Below are 14,269 nucleotides of genomic sequence, written 5' to 3'. Positions count from 1 at the left end.
CGCTACCAGCGGCGATGGGACCTGCCGGTGAGTCCCGAACACGTCGACTGTGGTGAACAGCAGGAAAGCGCTCGGTGACGGACCGCACGTCCCCCGTCCGAGGGGGCTAGCGTCACCGACGTGAACCGTTCTCGCGTGCACCGTCGCCCGCTCGTCCGCCCGCTCGCGCTCGCCCGCCCGATCCCGCTCGCCGCGGTGGCCACGATCGCCGCGCTGCTCGGGACGGGGGTCGTCGCCGCGCCGGCCGTCGCCTCGCCGTCAGGGCAGGCGACGCAGGCGGGGCGGACTGTCTCCGACCCGGCTCGGTACGTCGACCCGTTCATCGGCACGAGCGGCGACGGCAACACCTGGCCCGGCGCGACCGCACCGTTCGGCATGCTCCAGTGGAGCCCCACGGGCACCGCGGGCGACCAGACCTCGACGCCGGTCGCGAACGGCTACTCGTACGACGTGAACCGGCTGCGCGGCTTCAGCCTGACGCACCTGAACGGAGCCGGCTGCGCGCCGGGAGCCGCCGGTGACGTGCCGATCATGCCGGTCACGACCCCGATCACGACGTCGCCGTCGGCCGACAGCACCGACGCGGTCTACGCCGCCGGCTACTCGCACGACGACGAGTCCGCGAGCCCCGGGCGCTACGGCGTCGCGCTCGACAACGGCGTCCGCACCGACCTCGCCGTCACCACCCGCGCGGGCGTCGGCGAGTTCGCCTTCCCCGCTGGGAAGGCAGCGAACCTGCTCTTCCGCACCTCGAACTCGATCAACGGCAGCGAGGCCGCGACCACCCGCGTCGACGCCCGCACCCGCACCGTCAGCGGCAGCGTCCTGACCGGCGGCTTCTGCAGCCGCCGCGCGAACGGCGGCGGTGCCACCAACCCCGACCGGCGCAGCTACTATCGTCTCTTCTTCACGGCCACCTTCGACAAGGCCTTCACGAGCACCGGCACCTGGCAGGACGGCACGGTCCGACCGGGAGGCACGTCCTCCTCCGGTGGGGAGGGCTACCTGACCGGCGCCGACCGTGCCGGACGCGGCTCCGGCGCGTGGGTCGGGTTCGACGCGCGTCGCGGTGCGACGGTGCACGCGAAGATCGGCATCTCGTACGTGAGTCTCGCAGGAGCGATCGCGAACCGCGACGGCGAGGTGACCCAGCGCTCGACCGTCGCCAGCGTGGCGGCCGGCACACGGGCCTCCTGGAACCGCGAACTGTCGCGTCTACGCGTCGGAGGCGGCACCGCGGACCGCACCACCCAGCTGTACACGTCCGTGTACCACGCGCTCATGCAGCCGAACACGTTGAACGACCGCGACGGCCGCTACCTGGGGCCGGACCAGCGGGTGCACCGCATGGACCGAGGGCACCGGGCCGTCTACGGCACGTACTCCGGGTGGGACCAGTACCGGGCGCAGATCCAACTGCTCGCACTGCTGCGGCCGGACGTCGCCGGGGACATGGCGCAGTCGATGCTGCGGTTCGCCCAGCAGAACGGTGGGGTGTGGGACCGCTGGCTCCACCTCGGGGCGCCGACGCACGTGATGACGGGTGACCCCTCGGCCGCGACGCTCGCCACCTGGTACGCGATGGGGGTCCGGAACTTCGACGTGCGAGCCGCCTACGCCTCGCTGAAGCACCAGGCGACCGTCGAGAACGCCGACGCCGAGAGCGACATCGGGTGCCCGGGCCAGTGCCTGGCGCAACGCCCGGCGCTCGACGAGTACCTGCAGCGCCAGTACGCCGCGAACGACGACTGCTCGTGCTGGGGCGGCGCTGCCGAGACGCTCGAGGACTCGATCTCCGACAGTGCGCTCGGCTACTGGGCGGGTTCCCTCGGGCTGCGCTCGGACGCCCGGATGTTCGCGGAGCGCGGGACCTACTGGAAGAACACGTTCAACGCGGCCGTCGGCTACCAGGCCGCTCGCCAGGCGGATGGATCGTGGATGCCCGACTGGTCGCCCTCGACCGGAACCGGGTTCGCGCAGGGGACGAGCGCGCAGTACACGTGGCTCGTGCCGCAGGACGTGCAGGGGCTGTCGGCCGCGCTCGGTGGCGACGACGCGGCGGTCGCGCGACTCGACGCGTTCTTCCACGACAGCACTGGTGCGTTCGCGGTGACCGGCGGCGACGCCACGAGGTTCGACCCGACCAACGAGCCCGACATCCACACGCCGTGGATGTACAACGCGCTCGGCAAGCCGTGGAAGACGCAGGAGACCGTGCGCCGGGTCGTCGACGACGCCTACACGACCGGGCCGAGCGGGCTGCCGGGCAACGACGACCTGGGCACGATGAGCGCCTGGTACGTGTTCGCGTCGATCGGGTTGTTCCCGCAGACGCCGGGGCGGGCGGAGATGCTCATCGGGAGCCCCACGTTCAGCACGGTCGACATCCGGCGGTCGAGCGGGGAGCGGATCGTCGTGCGGTCCTCCGGCACGGCGCCCTACGTGCACGGTGCTCGGTTGAACGGGCGAACCCTCGAGAAGTCGTGGGTGCCGGCGTCGTTCGTGAACCGTGGCGGCACACTTTCGCTCCGGGTCGGGGACACGGCGAACACGACGTGGGCGAGCGGCGCTCGGGGTCGCCCGATCGACCGCTGAGTCGGGCCGGACACATCGGGGTCTCGCCCTCTGGTGGTGCGGTCAGCGGCTGGGTCTGCGCCGCGCGGTGCCGAGCAGCCGCGCGGTCTCCGCGCGCCGACGCTTCCGTCGCGCGCGGCGCAGGTCGACCGGCAGGCCGACGGCCACGAGGGCGAGGCCGACCGCTCCGACCCTGATCCCGCTCCGCACCTGTCGCTCCAGGGCGGCGCGAGCATCAGCTCCTGCGAGTGCGACCGTCCAGTGGTGGTCCGGATCGTAGAGCACCTCGATGCGGCTCCCACGCTCGTAGACGTCGGGATCACGCGTGGAGTACCGGCGCAGCGAAGCCGTGAACACGTCGCCGTCGACGGTCTGCTCGGTCACCGGCCAGTACTCGTCCCAGGAGCCGCCCCGGTATCCGCTGTGGTGCTCGTGCCTGACCTCGACGACGACCGCTTGCGCCGTTCGGCCGCGCTGCTGGAGGTCGGTGTTCTGCCGGAGTGAGGACACGTCGCCGGGCAGATGGAACACCGTCAGCAGGATGGCGAGGCCGCCGATGATCGTGAACCAGCGTGACCAAGTGTCGCGTGCGTACGTCCGGAGGCCTCGCCAGAACCGGGCCCTCGTCAGTGGCTCGCGAGGGCGACGCTTCCGCGGTCGTCGTCTGCGCTGGTCCGGCTGTGCCTTCGTGCTTCCCCCTGCCACGGGAACCAGGGTACGGCGCCCACCGATCGCTCAGAGAGCGTCGACGGAACAGCCAGCACGATGGCCGGACGGATCTGGTCCTGACGTGCAGGCCCTACGATCGACCCGACAGAGGGGACCACGATGACCGAACTCGCCGACTGGGAGACCGAGGGCGCCAAGGCCCGACCAGCGTCGCCGGACGAGCGGAACCGGGTACCAGCACCGGCCGCGCTCCGCGCCACGACCTGGATCGGCGTGCTGCTGCTCGTCGCGGCGGTCTTCGTGTTCGTGGGCGCGTCGTACCTCGGCGTCCGCGAGGACGAGACCGAGGCGCATGCCCTCGCCCGACTCGTGATCGTCGTCGTCATCGGGTGCGCCGTCGCCGTGGTCGGCGCGGTCGCCCTGCTGCTCCGGCTCGTCGCGGGAGCGCTCGCCCGGCGCTGACCGGGTCAGCGCAGCTCGCGCCCGCCGCCCCACACCCGCTGCACCTCGAGCGCCGGAGACAGCGCCACGAGGTCGGCCGCGGACCCCGGCGCGAGCCGCCCCAGCCGGTCGCCGAGCCCCAGCGCCCCGGCCGGCACGCTCGTCAGCGCCGCGACCGCCTCGGGCAGCGTCCGTCCGGCGAGCGAGACCGCGTTCCGCAACGCCACGTCCTGCGTCAACGTCGACCCCGCGATGGTGTCGGTGCCGGCGACGTGCGCCACACCGTCCGTCACGATGACGTCGAGCGACCCCAGCCGGTAGGACCCGTCGGCCGCTCCAGCAGCACCCATGGCATCGGTGATGAGCGCGACCCGGCCCGGGGCAGCCCGGAGCAGTGTGTCCGCGACGACGGGGTGCACGTGCACGGCGTCGAGGATGAGCTCGAGCGTCACCCGGTCGTCGGCCACGGCGGCACCGATCGGCCCCGGTGCACGGTGGTGCAGCCCCGGCATCGCGTTGAACGCGTGGGTCAGCAGCGTCGCACCGGCGTCGAACGCGGCACGGGCCTGGTCGTAGGTGCCGACGGTGTGGCCGACGGCGACGGTGACCCCGGCGGCGACGAACCGGCGGACGGCGTCGAGCGCGCCCGGCAGCTCGGGCGCGATGGTGACCTGGCGGATGACGCCCTCACCGGCCTCGAGCAGTGCGTCGACCGCTGCGGGTGACGGCTCGATGAGGAACGACTCGTTGTGGGCGCCCTTGTTGTGCGGGGACAGGAACGGCCCCTCCAGGTGCACGCCGAGCACCAGTGGGTCGGTCGCCATCACGGAACGGATCCGCGCGAGCGACTGCGCGAGGGCGGGGACCGGGTTCGCGACGAGGGACAGGACCGAGCGGGTCGTGCCGTGCGCACGGTGGACGGCCAGCGACTCGGCGAAGGAGTCGTCCTCGTACGACTCGGTGGCCCCGCCGTGCCCGTGCAGGTCGATGAACCCGGGCGTCAGGACCGCGTCGCCCAGGTCGACGACCTGGTCCGCCGTGGGTGCTTCGGGGCCGGAGCCGACCGCGTGCACGACGTCACCGGTGAGCAGGACCCAGCCGTCCGCCGTGGACCCGGCCGCGTCGACGACGCGGGATGCGCGCACCAGGGTGCGCTGGGCCTCCCGGCCGGCCTGGAGGCCCGTGGCGGTCATGCGGTCTCCCTGCGGAACGCGACCACGCCGCTCAGGGCGGCGATCACGATGAAGACGAAGCCCACGATCGGCAGGCCGATGGAGATCCACGTCGCGCCTGCGGCGATGACCAGGGCGACCTCGACGATCGTCTTGCCGACGATGTCGGTCTCGATCGGCGAGGCCGGCGAACGGAAGAAGTACCAGACGACGGCCGCGAACAGCGGGGCACCGATCATGAACAGGTAGCCGGGCAGGGGGAGCTGCCACGACCAGTAGCCCCAGAACGCCAGCGAGAGCAGGCCGAACGTGCAGACCAGGATGCGGAGCACGCGCCAGGCGTCGAACGGCCGTCGCTGCCTGCCGGCGGGGGACGGGCCGGGGACTGCTTCCCAGTCGACGGGGGACTGCGGGGCGTTCGTCATGGTGCTGCCTACTTGAAGATGATGGTGCGGGCGCCGTCGAGCAGGACGCGGTCCTCGGCGATCCAGCGCACTGCCTGGGTGAGGGTGCGGGACTCTTCGTCCTGACCGATGGAGACCAGCTCGGCGGGGTCCTTCGTGTGGTCGACGCGCACGACGTTCTGCTCGATGATCGGGCCCTCGTCGAGGTCGCTCGTGACGAAGTGAGCCGTCGCGCCGATGAGCTTCACGCCGCGGGCGTGCGCCTGGCGGTAGGGGTTCGCGCCCTTGAAACCGGGCAGGAACGAGTGGTGGATGTTGACCGCACGGCCCTCGAGCGCCGCGCAGAGCTCCGGCGACAGGATCTGCATGTAGCGGGCGAGGACGACGAGTTCGATGTCGTGCTCCTCGACCGCTTCGAGGACACGGCGCTCCATAGCCGCCTTGCTGTCCGCCTCGGTGACGGGCCGGTGCTCGAACGGCACCGAGTAGAACGACGCGAGCTCGGACAGGTCCGGGTGGTTGGACAGCACGAGGGGGACCTCGATCGGCAGCTGCCCACCGCGCTGGCGGTAGAGCAGGTCGTTGAGGCAGTGCCCGGCCTTCGACACGAGGACGAGGGTGCGCAGCGGGCGACCGACGACGTCGAGCTGGACGCGGGCGTCGTACCGGGCGGCGACGGGGGCGAGTGCCGCCTCGAAGGTCGCGCGGTCCACCGGCGCCATGACCTGCAGGCGCATGAAGAACGTGTTCGTGTCGACGCTCGAGAACTGCTGCGACTCGGTGATGTTGCCGTTGGCGGCGACGACCGCTCCGGAGACGGCGTGCACGATCCCGGGCTGGTCGTCGCAGACGAGCGTCAGGGTCCAGTGCGTGGGGGTCGGGTCGGTCACCGGATCAGGGTACCGGGCGCGGCGATGCAGCCGGTGCGGGCTGCCCGACGTCAGCGGTCGGCGCGGAGGCGCCGATCGGCCAGGGTCAGGACCGTCAGGAGCACCGCGACGCCGAGGATCACCCACGCCAGCACGTGCAGGTCCGGGGTGGTCGGGGCCTGGCCGAACACACCACCGATGAGCGACGAGGCCCCGATCGCCCCGATGTACACCGCCGTGCGGGACAGCCCGGCCGCGGTGCCGATGTACGCCGCGGGCACGAGCCGGTACAGCGCCGCCTGGTTCGACACCGACGCCAGCGCCTGCGGGACGCCGAACAGCGCCGGCGCCAGCGCGAGCAGCACGACCGGCGACCCGGTGTGCAGGAAGAGCAGGAGCGCCCCGCCGACGATCGGCACCACGGCCGCGACGATCAGGGGTCCGCGCACGGCGGTCTTCCGCGCGACGACGAACGACGCGATCCCGGCCACGATCGCGGCCGGCAGCTGGATGTACCCGGCGACGTCGCTCGAGTACCCGGCGACGTCCTGCACCCACTGCGAGAACCCGTAGGTCATCGTGTACGCGAGCAGGTAGGTCAGGAAGAGCCGGACGTAGGTGCGCGACAGGGCGCCGTTCTGCGCGAGCATCCGGACGTCCACGAACGGTCGGACCGCGCGCAGCTCCCACAGCACCAGGGCGACGAGCAGGACGACCGCCACCGCGAGCAGCCACCACAGCCCCGCGGACAGGTCGAGCAGGAACACGAGCAGCGCGGAGACCGTGCCCGTCATGAGCAGCATGCCGAACGGGTCGAGCGCCTGCAGGACGGGCAGGGCCTCGTCGTCACGGGGACGGAGGCGGTCGGACGGCAGCCACATCGACGCCACGACGATGCCGAACGCCGCCAGGGGCACGTTCACCAGGAAGATCGCGTGCCAACCGAACGCGGCGATGAGCGCGCCGCCGAGGGGCGGCCCGGCCGCGGCGGACACGAGCGAGGTGATCGACAGCGCTCCGAGCACGAGCGGCGGGGTCGGCTTCCCGATCCGTGCCGAGTGCTGCCGCAGGGTGGTGAGGGCCGCCGGGTACGCGGACGAGGTCCCGATGCCGATGAGCACGCGGGCGAACACCGCGCCGCCGAAGCCGGTCAGGAACTCGGGCACCACCCCGGCGACGCCGACGATCACGAGCCCGGTCAGGAACACCTTCTTCGGGCCGAACCGGTCGGCGAGCTTGCCCATCGTCGGCTGCGCGATCGCACTCGCCAGGTACAGGGCGGCGACGAGCCAGATCGCCTGCGCCGCACCGATCCCCAGGTCGCGGGAGATCGGTGTGAGGGCGACGGACACCATCGTGGTGTTGATCGGGTTGAGCAGCGGTCCGACGAGCACCGGGATGAGGAGCTTCGGGCCGAAGCCGCTGGTGGTGTCGTCGATCGTGGGCTGGGGGGCGGTGGTGGACGTGGTGTGGCTTCTCTCTCGGTTCAGGGGTCGACGATCGGCCCGAGCACCGCCATCGCGCGTGCGACGACGCGGCGGTCCGCTTCGGACAGCGTGGCCAGCCGATCGGCGAGCTCACGGTTCCGGGTGGCCCAGGTGGCCTGTCGCGCTGCGGCACCGGCGTCGGTCGCGCTGATGATCGACCGACGCCCGTCGGTCGGGTCCGCCTGGCGCTCGGCGAGGCCGAGGTCGACGAGGGCCTGCACGGTCGCGCCCATCGACTGCGGTCGGACGCCCTCGGCGCGCGCGAGGTCGGCCACGGTGGCGGGGCCGTACCGCAGCAACCGGCCGAGTGCGGCGGTCTGCGACGCGGTGACCTCGTCGGCCTTCGAGGCGAGCAGCGACCGTCGGAGTCGGCCGTGCATCGTGAGGACGGCGTCGGCGAGGTCGGTCGCGTCGGTCTCGGGTGCGTCGGTCACGCTCGGACGCTACGCCTCATCAGGGCAACTTGCAAGTCTTCCTTCTGATCTGCGTCAGGGCACGGCTGCGCTGTCGTCACTCAGGTCCTCCGGCCCGAGCAGTGGGTGCAGTGCCTCGTTGACCTGGTCGCCGAGGTGCCCGAACCACGCGTTGCTCGCGGACACCACGGGATGGGCGCGCGCCAGCAGCGCGTCGCCTTCCGGCGTCAGGTGCATCCGGGAGGCCCGCCCCCGGCCCGGCGCGGCGCCCCGCTCGACGAGTCCCCGCGTCGACAATCCGCCGACGAGCGTCGTCATGCTCTGCGGTCGCACGCCGACGGCGCGGGCGAGGTCGGCCTGGCTGAGCTCGCCCGCGGCGGCGAGCTGGATGAGCACCCCGAACTCGACGGGCGTGAGTCCGAGTGGTGCCAGGTCGACCGCCAGTCTCCGTGAGAGCGTCCGGGCCGCGCGGATCACCGTCCACGCCACGATCCCGTCGACGTCGGCGCGTGGAGCTGCGGGTTCCTGGGGCACGAGCCGATCGTACCGGCGTAGGGTCGGGTATCAGAAAGCTGATACTGACGGAGGAGTGCGCATGAGCGAGATCGTGGCGGTGACCGGGGTGACCGGAGACGTCGGTGGCAAGACGCTGGACGAACTCCGGCGGATGGGCGTTCCGGTGCGCGCGGTCGTCCGCCGACCGGAGCAGGTCACGGCGCTCCGTGCCCGGGGGATCGACGCGCGCCGCGCCGACCTCGACGACGCGGCCGCCCTGACCGCCGCGCTCGACGGGGTCGTCCGGTTCTTCCTCGTCACCCCGGTCAGCCCGCAGCAGGCGGAGCAGGGCGCAGTCGGGGTCCGAGCGGCGCAACGAGCTGGCGTCCGCCGCATCGTGCACCTGTCCGGCGGGGACGCTGCCGAGCACTCGCCGATGCCGTGGGCCAGCGCTGCCTGGCACACCGACCGCTCGGTACGCGACAGTGGTCTGGCGTGGACGATCCTGCACCCGTCGTCGTTCATGACGAACGTGATCCCGTCGGCGCCCGCGATCCGCCGCGGGTGGTTCCCGCACACGGCGGGGCGTGGCGTGATCGGCTGGATCGACACCGAGGACATCGCCCGGTCGGCTGCGCGTGTGCTGACGAGCGACGGCCACGACGGTACCGAGCCCGTGCTCACCGGCCCGGACCTGCTCGACGCTCGCGGGGTCGCCGCCGCGCTCGCCGCCGGCCTCGGGCGTCCGCTGCGGGCACTCCACCTGCCGAGCCGGGTGTACGCCGGCGTGCTGCGACTGAGCGGCGTGCCGGCGTGGCAGGCCGAGGGACTCCGGCAGCAGTTCGGCCGGGTGGTGCGACACGGCCTCGACGGCGTGGACGTGATGAGCGACGACGTGCTGCGGATCACGGGTGCAGCGCCCCGGGGCCTGGCCGACTGGGCGCGGGCGCACCGCGACGACCTGCTCGGGTGACGCAGGCTCAGTGTTCGAAGACGATGCGGCGCCTCGTCACCACGAAGCCGGCTCGTTCGAACGCGCGGCGCATCGGGGTGTTCGCCGCGTCCGTCGTGCCGACCACCTTCGGCTCGCCGGCCTCGGCGTGCACGCGCAGCCCCTCGGCGAGCAGCCCGTCGACCACGCCACGCCCACGGTGCTGCGGCAGCACGCCGATGAAGCTGATCGCCGCGTCGTACGCCGTCCGCGTCGCCAGGACGAACCCGACCACCAGGCCGTCCGGGTCGAGCGCGATCCGCCAGCCGTCGCGCGACCCCGGCAGCGAGCGGTAGAACTCGAGGTCGTCGGCGGCGGCGCCCCGCGGGCCGAGTTCGTCCACCGATGCCACGGTGTGGGCGTCGAGGCTCCCGACGGAGACACGAGCGAACAGGTCCACGAACTCGTCGTCGTCACCGGCCCGGAAGCGGAGCGAGGACGGCACCGGCATCCCGCGGTCCGGCGTCCACGCCACACTCACCCGCTCCGTCGACCGTCCGAGCCCCGCCGACCGAGCGGCCGCCGTGCGCCACGACACCGCGGCGACGGCCTCGGGATCGTCGTGCCAGTCCACCGCGACGTCGACGATCCACTCCGGTCGCGCCCCGAACGCAGCGGTCCCCGCCGTGATCAGCCCGGCGGCGATCGCCACCCGCTCGTCCTCGGTCACCTCCGGAGCCACCAGCAGGTCGTCGAGGGTCGACGGCGCCGCGGCGTCCGCCGCGCCCCACCAGAGCGCTCGTGCCACCGGGCGTCCGTCGCGCACGGCCAGCCACGACCACCCCGGGCGGTAGTTGTCCGTACCCGACTCGGCGCTATACCGGTCCGGACCGATCCACGCGACCGGTTCCGACGTCGAGAACGCGAGCAGGGCCTCCCGGTCGTCCTCGGTGGTCGCGCGGAAGGCGACCGTCACCGCGGGTCGGTCATCGTCGTGATCAGGTGCTCCTGCACGTAGCCGAGCCAGTCGTAGACGTCGCGCAGGCCGACGCCCGCGTCGGCCTCGACCGAACGCTCCTCGTCGTCGGCGTCGACGATCCCGAGGCGGTCGGCGATCGTCAGCCGAAGGTCGGTCAGGGTGCGGAGCCAGGCCTGCTCGTCCTCGGGGTCGAGGGCGCCGTCGCGGGCCCCCGTCAGCCACTCGTGCACGGTCGTCGCGTTCGTGGTCTTCTGCGCCAGCAGGTCGGACTGCGTGTACCTCCGGAACTCCGCGCTGGCGTCGTCGTCGTGCGGGTAGGCGTCCGGGAACATCCGCTCGGTGATCGGGTCCACCGACAGATCGCCGTCGAGCACCTGGCGCAGCTGCTCGGTCAGGGACGTGAGCAGCCCGCGCTCGCCGGAGGACATGCCGAGGTGGATGCCGTCGGCCCGGCGGACGAAGGGGATCACGCTTCGGGGGCCTTGTCGACGGTCGCCTGCAGGCCGTAGCCGTGCATCGACTGGACGTGGGCCTCCATCGCCTCGCGCGGACCCGTCGCCACGGTGGCCCGACCCTCGGTGTCCACCTGGTGCATGAGACGCTCCGCCTGCTCGCGTCCGAAGCCGAAGTGCCGCTGGAAGACGTAGGTGACGTACGACATCAGGTTCACCGGGTCGTCCCACACGACGGTGACCCACGGGGTGTCCGCGCGCGTACTGGTGCGTTCGTCCGGGGTGGTCCGTTCGTCCACGTCGGGCGAGGTCAGCGTCATGCATCCAGGGTGACACAGGGCGAGCGGCTCGGTACGATCGTCACGTCGCGACTGGCGTTGGATGGGTCACCATCGGGGAGCGACACCTGACACGGTGCGCGGCCGTACGCCTGGGCTGCACCGACCGATCGTCCGTGCGCGACCTCACCGGTCGTCGCCAACCCACGTAGGAGAACCGTGTCCATCACCGATCTGCCCGCCGTCGACGGCTCCGTCGACACCGACCGCGCAGCCTTCAACGCCCCGCTCACCGAGGTCGACCCCGAGATCGCCGCCGTCCTGCAGCAGGAGCTCGGCCGTCAGCGCGACACCCTCGAGATGATCGCGTCCGAGAACTTCGTGCCGCGCGCCGTGCTCGAGTCCCAGGGCTCCGTCCTCACCAACAAGTACGCCGAGGGCTACCCGGGCAAGCGCTACTACGGCGGCTGCGAGTACGTCGACGTCGCCGAGCAGCTCGCCATCGACCGTGCCAAGGCGCTCTTCGGGGCTTCTTACGCGAACGTGCAGCCGCACTCGGGCGCCACGGCCAACGCCGCGGTCCTGCACGCCATCGCCAGCGCCGGTGACACGATCCTCGGCCTCGAGCTCGCGCACGGCGGCCACCTGACCCACGGCATGAAGCTCAACTTCTCCGGCCGCATCTACAACGCCGTGGCGTACGGCGTCGACCCCGAGACGTTCGAGGTCGACTACGACGACATCCGCGCCAAGGCCATCGAGCACCAGCCGAAGGTCCTCATCGCCGGCTGGTCCGCCTACCCGCGGCAGCTCGACTTCGCGAAGTTCCGCGAGATCGCGGACGAGGTCGGCGCGAAGCTCTGGGTCGACATGGCGCACTTCGCCGGCCTCGTCGCCGCCGGTCTGCACCCGTCCCCGGTCCCGCACGCCCACGTCGTCTCGTCGACCGTGCACAAGACCCTCGGCGGCCCCCGCTCGGGCATCATCCTGTCCAACGACGAGACCCTGTTCAAGAAGCTGAACTCCGCGGTCTTCCCGGGTCAGCAGGGCGGCCCGCTCATGCACGTGATCGCCGCCAAGGCCACCGCGTTCCTGCTCGCCGGCACCCCGGAGTTCAAGGCCCGCCAGGAGCGCACCATCCGCGGTGCCCGCTTGCTCGCGGATCGACTCACGCAGCCGGACGCCCGCGCGGCCGGCATCGACGTGCTCACCGGCGGCACCGACGTGCACCTGGTGCTGGTCGACCTGCGCACCTCCGAGGTCGACGGCAAGCAGGCCGAAGACCTGCTGCACGAGGTCGGCATCACCGTGAACCGCAACTCCGTGCCCTTCGACCCGCGTCCGCCGATGGTCACCTCGGGTGTCCGCATCGGCACGTCGGCGCTCGCCACGCGTGGCTTCGGCGACGCCGAGTTCACCGAGGTCGCGGACATCATCGCGCTGACCCTCATGCCGAACCCGGACATCGCAGCGCTCTCGGCCCGGGTGAAGACCCTGACCGACGCGTTCCCGCTGTACGCGTGAGCGGTTCTGTGGCTGCTGCGCTCCCGCGCGAGCTCTGGGCTGGTGAGGGCACTGCCGTCCGCATCGACGGCACTGCCCTCGCCGCCCGGACCCTCGACGAACTGCGGGTCCGGATCGATCGGCTGCACGAGCACGGCATCCGTCCGGGGCTCGGCACGATCCTCGTCGGTGAGAACCCCGGTTCCCTGTCCTACGTCGCGGGCAAGCACCGCGACTCGGCGCAGATCGGGCTCGACTCGCACCGCATCGACCTGCCGTCGTCCGCGAGTGCTGCGGACATCCGAGCAGCGATCCTGCAGATGAACGACGACCCCCGGGTCACCGCGTTCATCGTGCAGCTGCCGCTGCCGGAGGGCATCGACCCGACGCCCATGCTCGAGCTGATGGACCCGTCGAAGGACGCCGACGGCCTGCACCCGACGAACCTCGGTGAGCTCGTGCTCGCCGTGCCCGGTGGTGCCGGCACGATCGACGCGCCCCTGCCCTGCACCCCGCGGGGCATCGTCGCGATGCTCGAGGCGTACGACATCCCGATCCGCGGCGCGCACGTCACGATCATCGGGCAGGGCCTGACGGTCGGCCGGCCGCTCGGTCTGCTGCTCACCCGCCTCGAGGCGACCGCCACCCTGACCCACTCCCTGACGGCGGACGTCGCAGCGGAGTGCCGTCGCGCCGACATCGTCATCGCGGCCGCCGGGGTCGCCGGGCTCGTCAAGCCGGACTGGGTGCAGCCCGGCGCGGCCGTGATCGACGTGGGCATCACCCGCGTGGTGAACGACGAGACGGGGAAGGCCAAGCTGCACGGCGACGTCGACCCCGCCGTCGCGTCCGTCGCTGGGTTCATGTCGCCGGTGCCCGGCGGCGTCGGCCCGATGACGCGCGCGATGCTCATGAAGAACGTGGTCGAGGCCGCGGAGCGCCACCTGAAGTAGCGCGCGTGGCGTTGCGCTGCGCTGCCCCGAGACTCGGGCTGAGCGACACTTCTCGGGACCGGCGCGGCGAGAAGTGTCGCTCACCCCGAGACGTGCCACTGCTGGTGCGAGTCTCGACCCCGGTGCTACGGTCACCGCATGGGGGAGAACGTCCAGACCGCGCCCGTGATGGCGGCCACCGGCAGGAAGCTGCGTCCGCGTGCGTGGGGACTCGCACTCGTCGGGATCGTCGCACTGGTGCTGTCCCCGAACCTGGTGCTCTGGAGCACGTCGTCGGGCTACGGCGGGGTCGACGCAGACGACAACTGGATCGACAACGGCGGCAAGGTCCTCGAGACCGCGCCGGTCACGGTGCAGGTCGAAGCGCACGTCGCGCCGGCCGCACTCGCACTGTTGCTGCTCGTGGTCGTCGTCGGGATCGTCCTGCCGCCGACGCTCGCGCGGTACGGGCACCGCACCCTCGGCGACATCGTCCGGTACTCGGCGTACCTGGCGGTTCCGGTGTGCATCATCGCCGGGTTCCTGGTCTACAGCGTGTGGCAGGGCCACGTCGTGACGGACCAGGTGCAGCACGAGGTGCTGCACCCCCACGGCTTCCCGTGGGGCGGCGTCACCGTCACCACGAGTCACATGACGCGCTGACCCCCGA

16 protein-coding genes and 1 riboswitch are annotated in these 14,269 nt (G+C 72.1%); of the genes, 6 read left to right on the top strand and 10 right to left on the bottom strand.

All coding sequences use genetic code 11. From position 1 onward, the window contains the following. Positions 1-120: 120 nt before the first annotated feature. Positions 121-2,595, top strand: a complete 2,475-nt coding sequence (locus DEJ14_RS16735; protein ID WP_258373266.1) for a GH92 family glycosyl hydrolase — start codon at positions 121-123, stop codon at positions 2,593-2,595. Between the two features lie 42 nt (positions 2,596-2,637). Here DEJ14_RS16735 and DEJ14_RS16730 read toward each other — a convergent pair whose 3' ends face one another. After that, complete coding sequence (locus DEJ14_RS16730; RefSeq protein WP_111085317.1) at positions 2,638-3,105, bottom strand: DUF3592 domain-containing protein; 468 nt, start codon at positions 3,103-3,105, stop codon at positions 2,638-2,640. Positions 3,106-3,402: 297 nt separating this feature from the next. On the opposite strand from DEJ14_RS16730, the gene DEJ14_RS16725 reads away from it, so the two are divergent. Further along, positions 3,403-3,705 (top strand): hypothetical protein, encoded by a 303-nt coding sequence (locus tag DEJ14_RS16725; RefSeq protein WP_111085316.1) that lies wholly within the window; start codon positions 3,403-3,405, stop codon positions 3,703-3,705. A 5-nt stretch (positions 3,706-3,710) separates the two neighbouring features. Here the strand turns inward: DEJ14_RS16725 and nagA are convergent, their stop codons facing one another. The 6 genes from nagA to DEJ14_RS16695 form a co-directional block, all read right to left on the bottom strand. After that, complete coding sequence (gene nagA / locus DEJ14_RS16720; protein WP_111085315.1) at positions 3,711-4,877, bottom strand: N-acetylglucosamine-6-phosphate deacetylase; 1,167 nt, start codon at positions 4,875-4,877, stop codon at positions 3,711-3,713. Continuing rightward, positions 4,874-5,281 carry a YrdB family protein gene (locus DEJ14_RS16715; protein ID WP_111085314.1) on the bottom strand — a complete coding sequence of 136 codons (408 nt, stop codon included), beginning with the start codon at positions 5,279-5,281 and terminating at the stop codon, positions 4,874-4,876. The genes nagA and DEJ14_RS16715 overlap by 4 nt, the downstream gene beginning before the upstream one ends. Positions 5,282-5,289: 8 nt before the next feature. Next, positions 5,290-6,150 (bottom strand): formyltetrahydrofolate deformylase, encoded by an 861-nt coding sequence (purU, locus tag DEJ14_RS16710; RefSeq protein WP_111085312.1) that lies wholly within the window; start codon positions 6,148-6,150, stop codon positions 5,290-5,292. Positions 6,151-6,200: 50 nt separating this feature from the next. Continuing rightward, a complete protein-coding gene (locus tag DEJ14_RS16705) occupies positions 6,201-7,523 on the bottom strand; it encodes an MFS transporter (RefSeq protein ID WP_220036423.1) in 1,323 nt (440 codons plus the stop codon). A gap of 92 nt (positions 7,524-7,615) precedes the next feature. Next, positions 7,616-8,050 carry a MarR family winged helix-turn-helix transcriptional regulator gene (locus DEJ14_RS16700; protein WP_111085310.1) on the bottom strand — a complete coding sequence of 145 codons (435 nt, stop codon included), beginning with the start codon at positions 8,048-8,050 and terminating at the stop codon, positions 7,616-7,618. Between the two features lie 54 nt (positions 8,051-8,104). Next, a complete protein-coding gene (locus tag DEJ14_RS16695) occupies positions 8,105-8,563 on the bottom strand; it encodes a MarR family winged helix-turn-helix transcriptional regulator (protein ID WP_111085358.1) in 459 nt (152 codons plus the stop codon). A 61-nt stretch (positions 8,564-8,624) separates the two neighbouring features. Between DEJ14_RS16695 and DEJ14_RS16690 the strand changes: the two genes are divergently transcribed. Further along, complete coding sequence (locus DEJ14_RS16690; protein ID WP_181437525.1) at positions 8,625-9,497, top strand: NAD(P)H-binding protein; 873 nt, start codon at positions 8,625-8,627, stop codon at positions 9,495-9,497. A 7-nt stretch (positions 9,498-9,504) separates the two neighbouring features. Here the strand turns inward: DEJ14_RS16690 and DEJ14_RS16685 are convergent, their stop codons facing one another. Genes DEJ14_RS16685 through clpS form a run of 3 tightly spaced genes read right to left on the bottom strand, consistent with a single transcriptional unit; the run spans position 9,505 to position 11,206 of the window. Then, positions 9,505-10,431 carry a GNAT family N-acetyltransferase gene (locus tag DEJ14_RS16685; RefSeq protein ID WP_111085307.1) on the bottom strand — a complete coding sequence of 309 codons (927 nt, stop codon included), beginning with the start codon at positions 10,429-10,431 and terminating at the stop codon, positions 9,505-9,507. Then, positions 10,428-10,904 (bottom strand): DUF2017 family protein, encoded by a 477-nt coding sequence (locus tag DEJ14_RS16680; protein WP_111085305.1) that lies wholly within the window; start codon positions 10,902-10,904, stop codon positions 10,428-10,430. Before DEJ14_RS16680 ends, DEJ14_RS16685 begins: the two co-directional genes overlap by 4 nt. Beyond that, positions 10,901-11,206: an ATP-dependent Clp protease adapter ClpS gene (gene clpS / locus DEJ14_RS16675; RefSeq protein WP_111085304.1), complete on the bottom strand. Its 306-nt coding sequence runs from the start codon at positions 11,204-11,206 to the stop codon at positions 10,901-10,903. The genes DEJ14_RS16680 and clpS overlap by 4 nt, the downstream gene beginning before the upstream one ends. Before the next feature lie 37 nt (positions 11,207-11,243). Continuing rightward, positions 11,244-11,329, top strand: a riboswitch (ZMP/ZTP riboswitch). Between the two features lie 54 nt (positions 11,330-11,383). Between clpS and glyA the strand changes: the two genes are divergently transcribed. The 3 genes from glyA (at position 11,384) to DEJ14_RS16660 (ending at position 14,262) form a co-directional block, all read left to right on the top strand. After that, positions 11,384-12,688 (top strand): serine hydroxymethyltransferase, encoded by a 1,305-nt coding sequence (gene glyA / locus DEJ14_RS16670; protein ID WP_410004013.1) that lies wholly within the window; start codon positions 11,384-11,386, stop codon positions 12,686-12,688. Further along, positions 12,685-13,620, top strand: a complete 936-nt coding sequence (locus DEJ14_RS16665; protein WP_502868774.1) for a bifunctional 5,10-methylenetetrahydrofolate dehydrogenase/5,10-methenyltetrahydrofolate cyclohydrolase — start codon at positions 12,685-12,687, stop codon at positions 13,618-13,620. The genes glyA and DEJ14_RS16665 overlap by 4 nt, the downstream gene beginning before the upstream one ends. Before the next feature lie 138 nt (positions 13,621-13,758). Next, the gene (locus DEJ14_RS16660) at positions 13,759-14,262 is read left to right on the top strand and encodes a hypothetical protein (RefSeq protein ID WP_111085300.1); all 504 of its coding nucleotides are present in this window, start codon (positions 13,759-13,761) and stop codon (positions 14,260-14,262) included. The last annotated feature ends 7 nt before the right edge of the window (positions 14,263-14,269 follow it).

The sequence above is a fragment of the Curtobacterium sp. MCJR17_020 genome, assembly GCF_003234365.2.
Lineage (GTDB): Bacteria > Actinomycetota > Actinomycetes > Actinomycetales > Microbacteriaceae > Curtobacterium.
The sequence above is the reverse complement of the archived record's forward strand: the minus strand, read 5'-3'. Positions and strand labels throughout refer to the sequence as shown.